Origin of the sequence: Micromonospora sp. L5, assembly GCF_000177655.2 — a bacterium.
In the GTDB taxonomy this organism is placed as follows: domain Bacteria; phylum Actinomycetota; class Actinomycetes; order Mycobacteriales; family Micromonosporaceae; genus Micromonospora; species Micromonospora aurantiaca.
Genome location: NC_014815.1, coordinates 5,340,397 through 5,357,750, shown reverse-complemented (window position 1 = coordinate 5,357,750; position 17,354 = coordinate 5,340,397). Strand labels below are relative to the sequence as shown.

General features: G+C 76.0%; 11 protein-coding genes. 1 reads left to right on the top strand and 10 read right to left on the bottom strand.

Annotated elements, in window-relative coordinates; all coding sequences use genetic code 11:
- Positions 1–78: 78 nt before the first annotated feature.
- Positions 79–1,083: an alpha-ketoacid dehydrogenase subunit beta gene (locus tag ML5_RS24615; protein WP_013476595.1), complete on the bottom strand. Its 1,005-nt coding sequence runs from the start codon at positions 1,081–1,083 to the stop codon at positions 79–81.
- Positions 1,083–2,282: a pyruvate dehydrogenase (acetyl-transferring) E1 component subunit alpha gene (pdhA, locus tag ML5_RS24610; protein ID WP_041784635.1), complete on the bottom strand. Its 1,200-nt coding sequence runs from the start codon at positions 2,280–2,282 to the stop codon at positions 1,083–1,085. The genes ML5_RS24615 and pdhA overlap by 1 nt, the downstream gene beginning before the upstream one ends.
- Positions 2,283–2,354: 72 nt before the next feature.
- Between pdhA and ML5_RS24605 the strand changes: the two genes are divergently transcribed.
- Positions 2,355–2,861 carry an Lrp/AsnC family transcriptional regulator gene (locus ML5_RS24605; protein ID WP_013286599.1) on the top strand — a complete coding sequence of 169 codons (507 nt, stop codon included), beginning with the start codon at positions 2,355–2,357 and terminating at the stop codon, positions 2,859–2,861.
- A 5-nt stretch (positions 2,862–2,866) separates the two neighbouring features.
- Here ML5_RS24605 and ML5_RS24600 read toward each other — a convergent pair whose 3' ends face one another.
- The 8 genes from ML5_RS24600 to ML5_RS24565 all read right to left on the bottom strand — a co-directional run bounded on the left by ML5_RS24600 (position 2,867) and on the right by ML5_RS24565 (position 17,308).
- Entirely contained in the window at positions 2,867–3,847 is a 981-nt protein-coding gene (locus ML5_RS24600; RefSeq protein ID WP_013476593.1) for a DNA polymerase domain-containing protein, read from the bottom strand.
- A gap of 34 nt (positions 3,848–3,881) precedes the next feature.
- Entirely contained in the window at positions 3,882–6,011 is a 2,130-nt protein-coding gene (locus ML5_RS24595; RefSeq protein ID WP_013476592.1) for a hypothetical protein, read from the bottom strand.
- Between the two features lie 9 nt (positions 6,012–6,020).
- Entirely contained in the window at positions 6,021–7,133 is a 1,113-nt protein-coding gene (locus ML5_RS24590) for a VWA domain-containing protein (RefSeq protein ID WP_013286602.1), read from the bottom strand.
- Positions 7,130–9,484 carry a DUF5682 family protein gene (locus ML5_RS24585; RefSeq protein WP_013476591.1) on the bottom strand — a complete coding sequence of 785 codons (2,355 nt, stop codon included), beginning with the start codon at positions 9,482–9,484 and terminating at the stop codon, positions 7,130–7,132. Before ML5_RS24585 ends, ML5_RS24590 begins: the two co-directional genes overlap by 4 nt.
- On the bottom strand, positions 9,481–10,584 hold the full coding sequence (locus tag ML5_RS24580; protein ID WP_013476590.1) for an AAA family ATPase: 1,104 nt from the start codon (positions 10,582–10,584) through the stop codon (positions 9,481–9,483). The genes ML5_RS24585 and ML5_RS24580 overlap by 4 nt, the downstream gene beginning before the upstream one ends.
- The gene (locus ML5_RS24575; RefSeq protein WP_013476589.1) at positions 10,581–14,264 is read right to left on the bottom strand and encodes a DUF4132 domain-containing protein; all 3,684 of its coding nucleotides are present in this window, start codon (positions 14,262–14,264) and stop codon (positions 10,581–10,583) included. The genes ML5_RS24580 and ML5_RS24575 overlap by 4 nt, the downstream gene beginning before the upstream one ends.
- Positions 14,265–14,339: 75 nt before the next feature.
- Positions 14,340–16,637 (bottom strand): FtsX-like permease family protein, encoded by a 2,298-nt coding sequence (locus tag ML5_RS24570; RefSeq protein ID WP_013476588.1) that lies wholly within the window; start codon positions 16,635–16,637, stop codon positions 14,340–14,342.
- The gene (locus ML5_RS24565) at positions 16,634–17,308 is read right to left on the bottom strand and encodes an ABC transporter ATP-binding protein (RefSeq protein ID WP_013476587.1); all 675 of its coding nucleotides are present in this window, start codon (positions 17,306–17,308) and stop codon (positions 16,634–16,636) included. The genes ML5_RS24570 and ML5_RS24565 overlap by 4 nt, the downstream gene beginning before the upstream one ends.
- Positions 17,309–17,354: the final 46 nt, after the last annotated feature.

The following is a 17,354-nucleotide window of genomic DNA, read 5'->3' as shown; positions in this document are numbered from 1 at the left end:
CGCTCCGCTCGGTGCGTTCGGTCATGCTGTACCGGCCGGGCATGCCCTCACGGCCCTCGCTCCGCTCGGTGCGTTCGGTCATGCCGCCACCCACCTTGTGTCGGGCTGGTCGTCCCACTGGAGCCGGGCCACGGTGTCCAGCACCCGGTCGACCGAGGGCAGGTGGGTGTGCTCCAGCATCGGCGCCGGGTACGGGATGTCCAGGCCGGACACACGCAGCACCGGAGCGTGCAGGGCGTGGAAGCAACGCTCCTGCACCCGCGCGGCGATCTCCGCGCCGACACCGGCGAAGCCCTGCGCCTCCTGGATCACCACGCACCGGCCGGTACGGCGGACCGAGGCGGTGACTGTGGCGTCGTCGAACGGCACGATGCTGCGGACGTCGACGACCTCCAGGTCCCAGCCCTCCTCGCGGGCGGCCTCGGCGGCGGCGAGCGCGACAGGCACGGCCGGGCCGTACGCGATCAGCGTGGCGTCGGTGCCGGGGCGGCGGACCACGGCGGTGCCGATCGGCGCGGTACGGGCCGGCAGATCCGCCTCTGCGCTGGTGAAGTAGAGCTTCTTGGGCTCCAGGAAGACCACCGGGTCGGGGTCGTCGATGGCGGCGCGCAGCAGCGAGTACGCGTCGTCCACCGTCGCGGGCGTGACCACCTTCAGGCCGGGGGTGTGCGCGTAGTACGCCTCGGACGAGTCGCAGTGGTGCTCCACGCCGCCGATGCCACCGGCGTACGGCACCCGGATGACGATCGGCACGCTCAGCGCGCCGCGGGTGCGGTTGCGCAGCTTCGCCACGTGCGAGGCGATCTGCTCGAACGCCGGGTACGCGAACGCGTCGAACTGCATCTCGACCACCGGCCGCAGCCCGGACATGGCCAGGCCGACGGCGAACCCGACGATGCCGGCCTCGGCGAGCGGGGTGTCGAAGCAGCGCTTGTCGCCGAAGCGGGCCTGCAACCCGTCGGTGATCCGGAAGACGCCGCCGAGCTGGCCGACGTCCTCACCGAAGACGAGCACGCGGTCGTCGTCGAGCATCGCGTCGGCGAGCGCGGCGTTGAGCGCCTTCGCCATGGTCATGGTGGCCATCAGGCGTCCCCCTCCGCGTCGGCGGCCAGCTCGGCCCGGACCATCTCGCGCTGCTCGGCGAGTTGCGGCGTCGGCTCGGCGTACACGTGGTCGAACAGGCTCAGCGGGTCCACTGTCGGCTGGGCGTCCATCCGGCGGCGCAGCGCGGCGGCGTACTCCTCGGCCTCCGCCGCGATGGCCGCGACGGCGGCGTCGTCGAGGACGCCCCTGGACCGCAGGTACGCCTCGAGCCGGGCGATTGGGTCGCGGTCGCGCCACGCCTCGACCTCGTCGGCGTCGCGGTAGCGGGTCTGGTCGTCGGCGTTGGTGTGCGGTTCCATCCGGTACGTGTGGGCCTCGACCAGGTAGGGGCCCTTGCCGGCGCGGGCGTGCGCCACCGCGCGCTCCAGCACCGCCAGCACTGCCACCGGGTCGTTGCCGTCGACCTGCTCGCTGGGTACGCCGTAGCCGACGCCCTTGTAGGCGAGGCTCGGCGCGGCGGTCTGCCGGGACAGCGGCACGCTGATCGCGTACTTGTTGTTCTGCACCAGGTAGACGACGGGTGCCTTGAACACGGCGGCGAAGTTGATGCCCTCGTGGAAGTCGCCCTCGCTGGTGGCGCCGTCGCCGATGAACGCCAGCGCCACTGTGTCACGCCCCTGGTACGACTCGCCGTAGGCCAGCCCGGCGGCGTGTACGCACTGGGTGGCGAGCGGGGTGCACTGCGGCGCGGTGTGGGTGGCGGCGGGGTCGTACCCGCAGTGCCAGTCGCCGCGCAGCAGCGTGAGCACCTCGACCGGGTCGAGGCCGCGCGCGGTCAGTGCCATCGACTCGCGGTACGTGGGGAACACCCAGTCGGTGTCGCGCAGCGCGAGGACGCCGCCGATCTGGCACGCCTCCTGGCCGCGGGCCGACGGGTAGACGGCGAGGCGGCCCTGCTTGGTGAGCGCGGTGGCCTGCACGTCGAAGCGGCGGCCGACGACCATCCGCCGGTACATCTCGCGCAGCGTCTCGACCGGCGGCTCCGGGTAGTCGTCGCGGGCCGGCAGCGGAGTCCCGTCGGGTTCGAGCAGCCGGACCGGTTCCCGCTGCGGCATGAAGCCGGCCGACGGGTCGGGTGCGGCCGGGGTGGACTTCCGGCGGGTGCGCGGGGATGCCCTGCGGACCGCCTGGGGTGTGGTCGTCACGGCGGGGACCTCCTGGACGTGTGGTGGCCCTATGCTCCCGGTCGTGGATGATTGACTCAACATCCGGGATGAACGCGGGACGAATGGCACAGGAGGGCGGCTGAGGTGAGCCAGGAGACCGGCGCCACACCGGGCGCGGCGGGCGGAACGGGACGTTCGGCCGGGCCGCTCGACGAGGTGGATCGGCGGATCCTGCGCGAGCTGGTCCGCGACGCCCGGACGTCCATCCGTACGCTCGCCGAACGGGTGCACGTCTCCCGCACCAACGCGTACGCCCGGGTGGAGCGGCTGCTGCGCGACGGGGTGCTGACCGGGTTCACGGCGCGGGTCGCGCCGGAGCCGGCCGGGCTGGGCACGTCGGCGTACATCGCGCTCACCATCGAGCAGAACACCTGGCGGGAGGTCTCCGCCGAGCTGGCCCGGGTGCGCTACATCGAGCACGCGGCGTTGCTCAGCGGCGAGCACGACGTCCTCGCGCTGGTCCGGGCGCCGGACAACGCGACGTTGCGGGACGTGGTGCTGGACCGGGTGCAGAGCATCGCCGGGGTGCTGTCCACGCGTACCTGGCTGGTGTTCGAGGAGTTCGACGGCACGCAGAGCCCCTGGGACTGACCGCCTCAGCGTTCCGGCGGCGACTCCAGCCCTTCCGCGTCGGCCCGCTCCAACAGCGCTTCCAGCGAGTACCGCCGCCCGTCCAGCCCGGCGTGCGGGTCGCCAAGCTCGGCGAACCGCTCGGGCATGCTGAGCACGTCGAAGTCCTCCGGGCGGGCGTCGTCCAGCTCGGACCACTCCAGCGGTGCCGAGACCAGCGCCGCGGGCGTCGGCCGGATCGAGTACGCCGACGTCATGGTGTGGTCACGGGCCATCTGGTTGTAGTCGACGAAGACCGGCCGGTCCCGCTGGTCGCGCCACCAGGTGGTGGTGACCAGGTCGGGCAGGCGGCGCTGCATCTCCCGGCCCAGCGCCAGGACCGCTCGCCGGCACTCGCCGAAGCTCCAGCGCGGCTCGATCGAGACGTAGACGTGGATGCCGCGCCCGCCGGTGGTCTTCGGGAAGCCCTCCAGGCCCAGCTCGGTGAGGTACGCGCGCACCTCGTGCGCCACCGGCACCACCTGCGCGAAGCCCACGCCCGGCATCGGGTCGAGGTCGATGCGCAGCTGGTCGGGGTGTTCCACGTCGTCCTTCGACACCGGCCACGGGTGAAACCGCAGCGTGCCCAGGTTGGCCGCCCAGATCACCACCGCCAGCTCGCTCGGGGCGACCTCGTCGGCGGTACGCCCACTGGGGAACGTGATGTGCGCGGTGCGGACCCAGTCGGGCGCACCGGCCGGGAGCCGCTTCTGGTAGAACGCGTCGCCCTTGTTGGTCTGCCGGGTGGCGACCTTCGCGCCCTCGAACACGCCGCGCGGCCAGCGTTCCAGCATGGTCGGCCGGTCCCGCAGCGCGCGCAGGATGCCGTCGCCGACGGACAGGAAGTAGCTGATCACGTCCAGCTTGGTCAGCCCGCGCTCCGGGAAGTAGGGCTTGTCGGGGCTGGAGACGCGGACCAGCCGCTCCCCCACCTGGATCTCCTGCGCCGCCGTGGTCGCCACCGTCACACCGTAGCGATCCGGCCCGGCCGTGGGGACCGGCTCACCGGGACTCCGCCGTCACCGACAGCCGGATCCAGGCGTCCACCCAGGCCCGTACCGCCGGTTCGCCGGGGTCGGCGCCGAGCGTCCCGGCCAGGCCGGACAGGGCCGCGCCGCAGCGGTCCAGGCCGACTCCGCCGAGCGCGGCGGCCGTCGCGCGCAGCCGGTCGGGGAAGCCCACCGGCAGGTGCCGCAGGCCGGTGTGCGCGGCCTGGGCGAGCAGCGCCGACGCCGTACCGAGCGCCGCGGCGACCGGGTCGGGCCGGGCGTCGACCGCGCCGGTCAGCCGGCCGTCGCCCACCCCGGGTGCCAGATCGGGTACGACCACCGCGTCGGCGACCACCGCCAGCGGCTCGACGACGAGCCCGTCGGCGCCCCGGCGGACCGTTCCGCTGACGTAGCGCGGCGGCCCGTGTGTGCCGTCCAGCGCCGCCGCGAGCGCGTCGAGTGCACCAGGGGCGGCGGCGTGGTGGGTCGCGGTGACGGTCGCCGTGCCGCCGTCGGCCCCGGTCACCGTGGCGTCCAGGCGCTGCTCGCCGGCCGCGTACCCGATGGCGCGCACCTCGCCGAGCGCGAGCACCCGCACCGACTCGGCGGCGGTGCGGGGGCGCAGCAGCCGGGGTGGCCGCCCGGCCAGCTCGGCGGCGAGCGCGTCCGGGTCGCGGGCGAGCAGGCCGGGCGGCAGGCCGGACCACTCCCCCGCGCCGGGGGTGACCGTGGTGCGGGCCAGCCGGCCGGCGGCGATCCGGAGCCGGTGCGCGGCGCTGCGCACCGCCGACTCGGAGACCACGTTGCCGGTGGCGAGCGCGCCGAGCGTGGCGCCGGTGACGCGCCGCCCGGCCAGCTCGTGGCCGGTTGGCGGGCCGTCGTCGGTGACCGGGTAGGCGCGGCGCAGCACCAGCACCGAGACGGCCGCCGGGTGGGCGAGCACCACGTCCACGCCCACCTCGCCTCCACTGCACCGGACCCGGGCGCCGAGGCCGGTCAGCCGTACCCGCCGCAGCGGCGTCTCCGCCGGCTCGTGGGTGCCGAGCACACGCTCCACCGGGGTGGCGCCCGCGTTCACCACCGCGCGCCGCCGCGCGGGCAGCTCGGCGAGCAAGTCGGCGAACGTCTCCGGCCGGTACCGGGCGCCGCGCGCCGCGTACGCCTCCAGTTGCCCGGCCAGGTCCTCGACGGCGAGCAGCGGCCAGCGCAGACCGGCCGCGTCGAGGTCACGCCGGGTCGCCGCCAGGCGGGCGTCCACGCCGGAGCCCAGGTGCGCGGCCCCGGTCAGCAGCACGTCGGCGGCCAGCGCCACCGCCGCGTCCAGCGTCGGATGCTCCGTGACGGTGGCGGTTCGCCCGACGCGTACCTGCGCCTCCGGACGGTCCGGGTGTTCCCGGTCGGCCGCCCGGCACGCCCACACCGCGAGCGCGATCGCCTCGCCGCCGTCGTCGGCCGCGTCGCCGCGCGCGTACCCGATCTGGCGGGGCACCAGGAAGCGGACCGTGCCGGTGGGCAGCTCCACGCGCGGGACCGGGTCGGCGGCGTCCGGCCGGTGGACCACAGCGGCGTAGCCGCGCCGCAACCGCCGTCGCGCGGCGGTGAGCGCCGGCGCGCCGATCGCGGCGGCCAGTTCCTCGTCGGTGACGTCGCCCGGCGACCACCGCCACGGCTCGCTCCCGGCTGCGGCGCCCTCCCGGCCCGGCGCCGCGACCCGGCCCGGCCCGGCCGCATTGCCCGGCGCAGCCTCCTGGTCCCGCGGCGCGCCAGGGCCCGGAGCCTGCCCGCCTGGATCGGCGTGCCGGCCCGGCGCGGCATCCGTGTCCGGTGCGGCCTCCCCGTCCGGTGCGGCCTCCCCGTCCGGTGCGTCGGCGTGCGTGCGCTGGTAGGTCAGCACGACGGCGAGCAGGTGCCGGCACACGCCGGGCGCCGGGCAGGAGCAGATCCCCGCCGCCAGGCCGCCGCCCACGGGCAGCGTCACAGTCACCCCGTCCGGGTACGCGGCACGCACCGCGCCGTCGGCGTCCTCGGCGAGCGCGGGCCGCTCACCGGCGTCGACCTCCTTCGTGGCGCGCTTCACCAGGCCCCTGTTGCTCAGCGCGGCCAGCACGTCCGGGGTGAGCGCGATCAGGTCGTCACGGATCATCCGGTCCCCCTACCGGCCCACGTGCTCGGCCACGAACGCGGCCAGCTCGCCCGGCGTCATCGCGCCGACCGCCGCGCCCACGTCGGCCAGCCGCTGGGCGGTGGCCCGGTCGTACGCCGGGTCGGCCTCCTCGTCCAGCGCGGCGAGCGCGAGCACGTGCGTGCCCTGCTCCACGAGTTGCTTCACCGACCGGACCAGACGTCCGGCGTCGCCGCCCTCGTAGAAGTCGGACACCAGCGCGACTATCGACCGGCGCGGGTTCTCCACGAGCTGCGCGCCGTACGCGACCGCGCGGGCGATGTCGGTACCGCCGCCGAGCTGCACCTTCATCAGCAGCTCCACCGGGTCGTCCACGTCGGAGGTCAGGTCGACCACGTCGGTGTCGAACGCGACCAGGTGGGTCCGCACGCCGGGCAGCCCCCACAGGCAGGCGGCGGTCACCGCCGCGTGGATCACCGAGCCGAGCATCGAGCCGGACTGGTCCACCAGCAGAATCACCTGCCAGCGGTCCAGGTGGCGGCGGGTACGGGAGAAGAAGTGCGGCTGCCGGACGTGCAGCCGGCGCTCGTCCGGCCGCCAGTGCGCCAGGTTCGCCCGGATGGTGCGGCGTACGTCGAAGTTGCGGGCCTGCCGGAACCGGCTGGGGCGGCGCGCCCGGGGCCCGGAGAACGACTGCCGCACCTCCCCTGCCAGCCGCTCGACCAGTTGCCGCACCACCGCCTCGACCAGCTTGCGGGCCAGCCGCAGCACCTGCGGGTCCATCAGGTGCTTGGTGCGCAGCACCGCGCGCAGCAGCGCCGGGTTCGGCTCGACCCGGGCCAGCACCGCAGGGTCGGTGACGACCTCGTGGATGCCGTACCGCTCGACCGCGTCGCGTTCCAGCCGCTGCACCGTCTCCTTCGGGAACAGCCGGGTGATCCCGTCCAGCCAGTCCACAGTGGTCAGCGCGGACGGGCCGGACCCGCCGCGCCGCACGTCGCGGCGGCCGAGTTCCGCGTCCCTGCCGTAGAGCCAGTCCAGCGCGGCGTCCCGGCCGGCGGCCTCGGCAGACAGGCCGCCCAGGCTGTCCTGCGCGGCGTCGCCGAGTACCAGCCGCCAGCGTTCCCGCATCGGGTCGGTCACGTCCGGTCCCCCTCCCACAGCCCTTCCCGGGCCAGCACCGCGTCGACCCGCTCCTCCACCGCGCGGGCGGCGGCCACCAGCAGCGGGTCGGCGTCCAGCCGCAGCAGGTCACCGGGCGGCGCGTCGCCGCCGTGCAGCGCCTGCACGTGCCGGGCCACCTCCGCCCGCTCGCGGGGCGGGAACCAGCCGAACGCCTGCCGCAGCGCGGGCAGCGCCACCAGGAAGTCGTGCGCGCCCATCGCGGCGAGCAGTTCGTCCACCACTGTGAGCAGCGCCGCGTCGCCGCTGACCACCTCCTCCCGGGCCAGCGCGAACAGCCCGGACAGCCAGTCGCCGAGCGTGTCCGGTGCGGCCACAGCCCGGACCGCGCGGGCCGCGTCCGGCACGTCCCCCAGCGACCAGGCCAGACCCAGCGCCGCGCCGCGCAGGTCCGGCGGGGCCGCCGGGTCGGCCGCCACCCGCCCGGCCACTGCCAGCGCACCGTCCCGGTCGAGCCCCAGCGCCGGGCCGGCGTGGCGAACCGCGTCCCGGACCGCGACGAGCGCGGTGAGCCGGCCCGGGTCGGCCGCCGCGGCCGTGGCGCGCACGCCCTCGACGAGCCAGAGCGCCCGGCGTACGGCGGCGGTGATCAGCGCGCCCAGCGGGGCGGTCCCGGCGCTGCCGAGGAGACGATCGTGCCGCCACAGCGCCAGCGCCACTGCGAGCGCCCGGCCCAGCGCCCGCAGGTCGGTGACCGCGCCGGTGGCACGGGCGATCGCGGTGAGCGTCCGGGTGGAGTGCTCGGGCAGCCCGGCCAGCGCGGTGTCGAACAGCGTCATGGCGAGCGCGTCGACGTCCGCGCCGAGCAGCGTCACCCGCTCCTCGATCCGGGCGGTGACGGCGTCCAGCACGGTCGGCCCGTACCCGCCCGCCTCGATCACCCGGGCGAGCCGGTCCGCCGACGGCGCGGGCGACCAGCGTTCGGTGAGCAGCGCGTCCGCGCCCACCCGGGGGCCGCGTTCGCGGACGTGACCGGGTACGTCGAGCAGCCGCAGCCGGTGCAGCAGGCGGCTGCGGGCCAGGTCGCCGGCGACTGTCAGGTCCAGCTCGGCCGCCTCGTGCGGATCGATCCGGTGGCGTTCCAGCTCGGCGTCGACGTCGTGCACGAGCGGCGGCAGCGGCGTGTCCGGGTGCAGGCGGCCCACCAGGTCGCCGCTGAGCGCGGCCACCATCTCCACCACCACCGGGTGGGCACCTGGTGCCAGCGTGCCCCGGGTCGCCCACGGCAGCGGCTGGTCGAGCGCGTCGGTGACCAGTGCGGACACCAGCCCGTCGAGCACGTCGACCCGGCCCGGGTGGGCGTGCCCGCGCAGCCGGGCCAGGCCGCCGGCCATGCTCCGGGCGGCGATCAGGTCGGCGGTGGAGACGGGCTGCCGCCGGGTACGCAGCCGGGCCGCCACCGCCTCGGTGAGCGCCTCCGCGGCCCGGCGCGGGCCGTCCTCCCAGACCCGCTGGTAGTACGCCGGTGACGGCATCCCGGACTGGTAGCCGACGAACGCGTCCAGGCGCCGGAACGAGTACGGCACGAGGTAGCTGCCCGCCACCGCGTCCGGAGCCGGGGCGGGCACCTCCGGCCAGTCGTCCTCCTCCGGGCCCGTGCCGTCCGGGCCCGTGCCGTAAGGGCCGGTGCCGTGCCGATCGGCGCCGTCCGGGCCGACGGTCAGCCGGACCAGGGCGGGACGGTGGAAGCCGCCGGTCACCACCAGCACCGGGCGGCCGGCGGCCCGGCGGCGGGCGGCGCGTACCCAGCGGGCCATGTACGCCTCCCGGGCGGTGTCGTCAGCCCCGGCCGCCGACTCGCCCCGCAGCACGTCGAAGTACGTGTCCAGCCGCTCGGCCAGCCCGTCGTCCGGGCCGATCTCGAACAGGTGGTCCCAGAGCGCGTCCACGTTGTCCACGGCGAGCGTGGCGCACAGCCGGCGCACCGCCTCGGCGTACCGCTGGTCGGCGTCGGCGTACCGGTTGGCGCGGTCGGACAGCGCGGGATGCCACGCAGGCAGGTCGATGAAGCGCAGCTGCGCGCCCACCTCCCGCCCGGCGGTCAGCGCCACCCACTCCGGCGAGTACGCGCAGAACGGGCTCCAGGAGGCGTGCCGCCGGGTGCCGTCGCGGTGCGCGGTGAACACGGCGATCGGCAGCTCGTGGTCTCCCAGCAGCTCGTCCATCCGCCCGTTCAGGTCAGCCGGCCCCTCCACCAGCACGTACGCCGGGCGCAGCCGCGCCACCGTGGCCGCGACCAGCCGGGCGCAGGCCGGGCTGTGGTGCCGGACGCCGAGGAACGTGACGCCGCCGGGCGCCTCGACGGCGCTCACCCGGGCAGCAGGTGCCGGGCGTCGTGCACCGCCCGCCACTGCGCGCCGGAGCGGCGGGACACCTGCTGCTCCAGGTAGCGCCGCAGCCGGGCCAGGTCCTCCGCGTCGTCCTTCGCGGCGGTGCCGGCCAGGCAGGCGACCAGGTCGGCGGCGTCGCCGGACTCGCCGCGCAGGAACCAGCCGCGCAGCCCGACCGCGTGCGCCACCGACACCGCCTCCGCGGTGCTCATCACCGCCGACAGCCGCTCCATCGCGTCGCCGCGTTCGGTGATGCCGGTCCGCAGCTCCCGGAACGTGGTGACCAGCACCTCCAGCAGGTCCCGCCGGGGCGGCGCGGTCACGCCGGAGCGGCGCAGCAACTCGCCCGCCTCCGCCTCGACCAGTTCCAGCTCGGTGCCGAGGTCGGGGATCGGGAAGACGGTCTCGAAGTTGAACCGCCGCTTCAGGGCGGCGCTCATCTCGTTGACGCCCCGGTCCCGGGTGTTCGCGGTGGCGATCACGTTGAAGCCCTCGCGGGCGAACACCATGGCGTCGGTGCCCGGCAGCTCCGGAACGGCGAGCACCCGGTCCGACAGCGGGGAGAGCAGACAGTCCTGCACCTCCAGCGGGCAGCGGGTGATCTCCTCGAAGCGGACCACCCGCCCCTCGGCCATGCCGCGCAGCAGCGGCGCCGGCACCAGCGCGCGCGGCGACGGGCCGTCGGCGACCAGCAGCGCGTAGTTCCACGAGTAGCGGATCTGGTCCTCGGTGGTGGCCGCGCCGCCCTGGATGGTCAGCGTGGAGTCGCCGCTGACAGCGGCGGCGAGCAGCTCCGACAGCAGCGACTTGGCGGTGCCGGGTTCGCCGACGAGCATCAGGCCGCGGCTGGTCGCCAGCGCCACAAGCGCCCGGTCGATGAGCGACGGGTCACCGACGAACTTGCGCCGGACCCCGGCCGCCGGGTCGCCGAGGATGAACCGGCGGGCGGCGCGCAGGCTCAGCCGCCAGCCCGGCGGGCGCGGGTCGCTGTCGTCGGCGGCCAGCGCGGCCAGCTCGCCGGCGTACCGCACCTCGGCCGGGGGACGCTGGGCCCGCTCGGCGGCCGGATCGAGCGCGGTCACCGGGTCACCTCCGCCAGGTCGCGCAGCACCTCGGAGAGGGTGACGTCGTCGAGGTCGCCGAGGCGGACCTTGCCGCCGCGCCGGAACCAGTCGCCGCGCGGCACGTCGTTCACCCAGATCGCCTCGATCTTCTGGTCCGGGAACATGTCCACCACCCCGACCGCGATGCCGGGGTCGAGGTCGATCACCACGGCCCGGCCGCCGGGGGCCTCGCGCTCCAGCCAGCTCTGGATGCCGGCGTCCTGCGGCATGCCGCGCCGCCAGCCCCGCCGTTCCAGGCTGAGCAGCCGCCCGGCCGGGACCGTGACACCCGCGTGCCGCCGCAGCAGCGTCTCCGCGCGCTCGGCCGCGTCCAGCCGGTACACCTCGCGGCCGAGCTGCGGGAACGGCTGGAGGATCTCGTAGTCGGCGAACACCTCCGCCCAGGCCGGCACCGCCGCGCCGAGGCTCAGCGGGTGCGCGATGGTGACAGTGGCGTCGTCCGGCAGCGTGTACGTCTCGTCGTCGACGTCGGCGAGCGTGCGGTCCTCGGCGACCCGGAACGCGGTGACCACATGACCGGCGTCGTCCACAGTGGCCCAGGCCAGCCGGCGGACGACGTGCCAGAGCAGCGGGTGGGACAGGAAGTAGCGGCGGAAGTCGGCGGCCGGCCAGCGCCGCCCGGTCACCATGGCCGCCTCGAAGCGGCGGATCTGGTCGGCGGCGAGCGTGCGCACGTCCTTCTTCAGGCCGGCGAAGCGCTTGTGCGCGGCGGGCGCCGCCGTGGCGTCGTCCCGGGCGCCGGGCTTGGGCAGGTCCTTGCGGCGGGCGCCGGAGCCGTCCACCACGTACGGCTTGAGCTGCTCGTCGAAGCCGACTGTGAACCGGCGCGGCCCGTAGTCGAGGACGAGGCTGCCGTCGGCGTCCAGCCCGAGGTCGGGCACCAGGCGGTCGCCGAGCTGCTCGGGCGTCAGGCCCAGCCCGTCGGCGACCTCGGTCACCTTGCGCGCCGCCTGGTCCCGCAGGCCCCGGAACTTCACCTTCTGCGAGATGCCGTAGAGGTGCATCAGCGCCACGTCGGTGCCGATCTGCGCCAGCACCTCCAGGCCGGTCACCGCCCGGGTGTGCTGGCTCTCGCCCGGCCAGGCCCGCACCAGCGGCGCGAGCCGCCGCGCGGTCGAGTCGTCGCCGAGCAGCCCCAGCGCGGTGAACGCCCAGCCGTCCTTCGAGGGCGCACCGGCGCTCTGCCAGCTCTCGAACAGCGCCCAGGCGAACTCCGCCAGGGAGTCGGTGTCGCACGCCGCGCGGACGACCTCCACCCCCGGGTACGGCTCGCCGGGCGGGGAGATGGCGAGCATCGTGCAGAGGTGACGGACCGCGTCGGCAGGCAGCGCGGCGGAGCGGTCCCGCAGCAGCACCTGCGGCAGCACCGCCGGGTCCAGCCACGCCGGCAGGCTCGGCATCCGGGCCGGGAGCTGGGCCAGCGGGTCCGCGTCGAGCATCGCCGTCGCGGCGGCGAGCGCCTCCTCGCCGTGCTCCCGGGCCACACCGAGGAGCACACCACGGTGCTCCGCGGCGACCAGCCGCAACGCCCGCTCGGCGGCCCGGCGACGCGGGCCGGGCGCGCCCAGGGCCGCCGGCAGCAGCGCCCGCACGGCGTACTCCGGGTGCCGCCGCAGCCAGGCGCGGGCGACCGGGCGGCCCGTCTTGAGCCGGTCGAGCCAGTCGGCCATCAGGTCGGCGACCTCACCGTCGGTGTACGGCAGCAGCACCTCGCCGACGCTCTTCGGCGCGGTGCGGGCCAGGTGCAGGGCGGCGGGCAGCGCGTCCAGCTCGTATCGGCCGGCGAGGCGGGACATCCACTCGTCGGCTCCCCAGGACTCGTCGGGCCGCCAGGACGGCAGCAGCGGCCGGGCCAGCTCCTCGGTGGCCCGGACGAAGAAGTGGATCGCCTCGTACGATCCGGCCCGCCCGGCGGCGACCTCGGCGGCCAACACGCTCAGGTCGTCGCCCCGCCACCAGCCGGACCAGCCGGGCACGATCGCGGCCCACCGCCCCCGCTCCCCCGGCAGCCAGGCCGTCGCGGACCCGGTGGGCCGGTTCAGCCCGCCCACCACCGGCGGGTCGGCTCGTGGGCGCCGGACCGTCCAGGGCGGCGTCACCAGCACCGGCGGCAGCCGGTCCGGCGCGGCGACCGGCAGCGCGGACGCGTCGTCGCGGATCCGCTCGACCCGTTCCCGCCGCGCCGGATCAAGCATCGGCAGCGCCTCCTCGACGGCGGCCGGGTTGGCCAGCACGTGCGCGCGCAACAGGGTGGCGGCCTCCCGCGCGGCCGGGCTGCGCCCCTCGGCGGCCGCGGACACCAGGCGCACGCCGCGCACCGGGAAGCGGCGCAGCATCTCCGTCATGGCGGGCGGGACGTACTTACGGTCCAGCCGGTCGAGCAGCGCCGCCATCGGCTCGTCACCGGGCAGGGCGGCCAGCAGCGACACCAGCCGCTGCCGCGCGTCCGCGCCGACGTGTTCGTCGTCGAACCACCCGGCCAGCACCGGCGCGATCGGCGGCCCGACCGCCGCGGTGGCGGTGACGATCGGCGCCTGGTCGTACATCAGCCGGTAGACCTGCAGGTGCCCGGCGAGGTTGTGGATCGCGTCCACGTCGTCGACTGCGCCGAGCAGCAGTTCCGCGAGCAGCGGACCCCCCTCGCGCGCCACGTCGGCGACGTCCTGGGCCACCCACTCCCGCTCGGTCGGCAGCAGGAACGAGGTGACCGCCCGCGCCGCCAGCGGCCCGGACCGGTACGGGACCAGCGCGGCGCGGGCCGCTGCGTAGTCGGCCTCGCGGGCCGCCGCGAGATGCGCGCGGACCCGGCGTAGCACCCCCTGACGCAGGCGCCAGTGGCCGTAGTTGTGCGCCTTGTTCACCTCGGCGCGGCCCAGCGAAAGCGGAGACGCCGACCCGGTGGCCGCCACGGTGATCTGCTCGGTCGCGGCGACCGCCGCTCCGGCCGGGCCGAGATCGGCGGCCAGCAGGTCGGCGAGGGCCACCCCCTGCTGGTCGCGTGCGTGATAGCCGAGCGCCACGGCCACTGCCGCCACCAGCGCGGCCCCGCCCAGCGGACCGGGCCGGCCGTCGAGGTAGCCGCGCAGCGCCGGACCCAGCTCCGGATCGTCGGTGGCCCGTGCGGTGGCGGCGACCGGTGCGGCCACCGAGTCCAGCACCTTGCGGCCGGCGGCGCGGCCCTTCGCGGCGCTCGGCAGGCCCGGGCCGGGTGTGCCGCCCCGGCGCGGGACCAGCATCCGCCGCCAGGCGGCCGGAACCTGGAACGCGTCCTCGTCCGGCAGCTCGCCGGCTTGCGATGTGGCCGACGGCGCCCCGGCCGGGACGCTACCGGCCGAACCGGCGGCGGCCGGATCGGCACCGGCCGTTTCCGGGTCGCGGCTCGGCGCAGCCGGCTCGACGGCGGGCGTTCCGGTGTGCCCGGCGGAGGACGCGGCGGTCGTCTCGGCGTACCCCTTGCGCAGTTTCTCCGCGATCAGCCGGTCGGCGTGCGCGGCGGCCTCGGCCGGCGCACCCAGTTCCTTGACCTGGGTGCGGCCCTGCGCGCCGATCGATCCATAGCGGACCGTCACCGTCGCGTCGCTCTGCCCGACCTCCCAGAACTTGGCCGAACCGCCGCCCACGAACTCGAATCTGCGCACACCGTCTCCTTGATCGCCCGCAGTGTGCGGGGACCATAACCGGCCCCACCGACACCCGCGACGCCGCCGGGCGCGCTACTCGCTCCGCAGTGCCGTCGCGGTCCGGGTCCGGGCCGCCCACCCGGCCGGCAGCAGCGCTCCGAGCAGTGCCGTCAGCGGCCCGCCCAGCGCCAGCGCCGCCAGAAGGACCGGCCCGTACACGTCGAGCAGACTCTCCGGCAGGTGCAGTCCGCCGTTGGCGGCCATCGCCGGGACGACGAGCCGTTGCATCGCCACACCCGCCGGTACGCCGAGCAGCCCGCCGACCAGACCGACGGCGGCGACCGAGGCGACCACCATCGCGATCGTCTGGCCCGGCGTCATGCCGAGCGCCTTGTACACACCGAGATCGTGGACCCGGTCGCGCAGGTCGAGGACGAGCATGTTGAGCACGCCCAGCGCGGCCACCGCGAGGAGCAGCAGGGTCAGCGTGGCGGTCAGCCCCTCCACGACCAGCAGGAGCGGGTCGGTCTCCGCGCCGCTCGGCCGCGCGGTGAGGCCCCGGCCGGCGAGTGCGCCGGTCAGCGCCTGTGCATAGGCGCCGGCGTCGGTGTCCGGGGCGAGCGCGATCCGGTACTCGGACGGGTTCCGGCCGGTGGGCGTGGCGGTACCGGTGAACACCGCCATGGCGGACTCGAACACCTCGCCGACGACGCGCAGGCGTACCGGCGTGCCCTCGATCCGGACCGTGACGGTGTCGCCGATCCGGGCTCCGGTCGCGGTCAGCAGGGGTCCGCCGACGACGGCATCGCCGGGTGCGGTGAACCAGCGTCCGGACACCATCTCGAAGCCGTCCCACGCCGCGTCGCCGGTGATCGTCGTGACGGAGACCGGGTCGGCGACGCCCGCGACGGCGCCCGGTGCCTGCGTGAGGCCGTACCTGGCGCGGGTGCCCGGCTGGGCGTCGATCGCCGCCAGCACCGCGGCCGGATCGGCGGTGGGAGCGGCGGCCGGTCCGGCGTCCGGGTCGCCGTTCACAGTGACGTCAGCGACGTCCTGGGTGAGCGCGGTCTGGATGCGCAGCAGCGACGCGGCGAGCCCGGTCGCGAACGTCACCGCCGCCGCGCCCGTCGCGACCGCCAGCAGGATCGCGACAGTGCGCGCCGGCCGCGCGAACGGGCGGGCCAGGCCGAGGCCCACCGGCCTGGCCACCGGCAGCCGCGCGGCCAGGCGCAACGCCCACCGGCCCCGCGCCGGACCGGACGCCCGTCCGACCGCGATGGCGTCCACGGTACGGAGCCGGCCCGCCCTCAGCGCGGCCGTCCACGCGGTCAGCGTCACCACCGCCAGCACCCCGCCGGTGGCCAGCATCGTCACCCACCAGGCGATGGTGGTGTTCGCCGAGCCGTAGACCTGCTCGGTCTCGGCCAGCACCGGCAGCGCGATCAGGTTCCCGGTGACCGTTCCGGCGACGGCACCCACGGCGGCCGGGAGCAGCGTCTGCGCGACGAAGGCGCGGACGATGCCCGCGGGGGTGCAGCCGAGCGCCTTGAGGATGCCGATCCGGCGGGTGGCGGCGCCGACCGTCCCGGCGACCACAGTGCCGACCACCAGCAGCGCCATCACGATGCCGAGCAGCGCGAACGCGACGAGGAACGGCACGAAGACGGCCGCGTCCTCGACGGCCTGCTGCCGCACGTCGAGCCAGGATCGGGCGCCGGTGACCGCGCCGGGGGGCAGCGCCGCGACCACGGCGTCCCGTCCGGCGCCGACCTCCGTCGCGGTGCGGGCGTCCGCGAACCGGTAGAGCATCTGGTACCCGTCGGCCGTGTCCGGCCCGTCGAGCCGGCCGACGGCGGACGGCAGCACCCAGGCGCCGACGGTGTCGCTGATCGACCGGGCCGTACCGACCACCGTGAACTCGCCGCCGCCCGGTGTGGTCAGGCGGGATCCGGGCGGCAGGCGGACCGCTCCGCCGCTCAGCACGATCTCGTCCGGACCGGTCGGCCACCGCCCGCCGGCCAGCTCGATGCGGTCGACGGGGCCGCCCGGATCGCTGCGCGCGACGACTGTCAGCGGCGGTGTCCGCATCCCGCCGCGCTCCGTGAAGGCGACCACCAGCACCCGGTACGGACCGGCGGCGGCCACCACGCCCGGCGCCGAGGCCGACGCGGCGAGCTGTGGTTCCGTCACCGCACTGGAGTCCGCCCGCACGGTCAGGTGTGCTCCCCGCTGGGCGGCGAACGCGTCGTCGAAGGGCGCCTGCGACGCGACGAGCAGCCCGGCTCCGAGCACCGTGGCGGTCACGGCGGCGGCGGTGACCAGGCCGACGACGACTGTCTGCACCCGGCGGCGCCGTACGCCGGACCGGACGACCCGGCGCAGCCCGCTCACCGTCGCACCTCGATCCGGCCGTCGCGCAGGCGGATCGTGCGGCCGGCGGACGCCTCGGCCAGCCGCAGGTCGTGGGTGACGAGCACGATGGTCTGGCCGCTGCGGTGCAGCTCGTCGAGCAGGCGCCGGACGTCCTCCCCGGAGGCGGTGTCCAGCGCGCCGGTCGGCTCGTCGGCCAGCAGGAGCGCGGGCCGGTTGATCAGGGCGCGGGCGACGGCGACGCGCTGCCGCTCACCGCCGGAGAGGCGTCCCGGGTACGCGTGCGCGTGCCGGGCGATGCCGAGCGAGTCCAGCAGGGAGGTCGCGTGTTCGCGCGCCGCGCGGGCCGGTGCGCCGGCCAGCTGGGCGGGCAGCAGGACGTTGTCCAGCACTGTGAGGTCGTCGAGCAGGTTGAAGAACTGGAAGACCAGGCCCACGTGTGCGCGCCGGAACCGGGCCGACGCGGCCTCGCCCAGCTTCTCCAGCCGGGTGCCCGCGACGGTCACCGTGCCGGCGTCCGGCCGGTCCAGCGCGGCGAGCAGGTTGAGCAGTGTGGACTTCCCGCTGCCGGACGGGCCGAGCACCGCCACGCACTCGCCGGGCCGGACGGTCAGCGACACGTCGTGCAGCGCGGGCGGCCCCTCGCCGTAGCGGCGGGTCACCCCGCGTACGTCGATCACCGGATCGGTCATGTGTCGCCCCTCGGGTCAGGCCTGTCGACTGGACGCCGTGACGTTA

Excerpts from the sequence above, each read along its gene's own strand:
- ML5_RS24565 (WP_013476587.1), bottom strand. The coding sequence starts at position 17,308 with ATGACCGATCCGGTGATCGACGTACGCGGGGTGACCCGCCGCTACGGC.
- ML5_RS24595 (WP_013476592.1), bottom strand. The coding sequence starts at position 6,011 with ATGATCCGTGACGACCTGATCGCGCTCACCCCGGACGTGCTGGCCGCG.
- ML5_RS24615 (WP_013476595.1), bottom strand. The coding sequence starts at position 1,083 with ATGGCCACCATGACCATGGCGAAGGCGCTCAACGCCGCGCTCGCCGAC.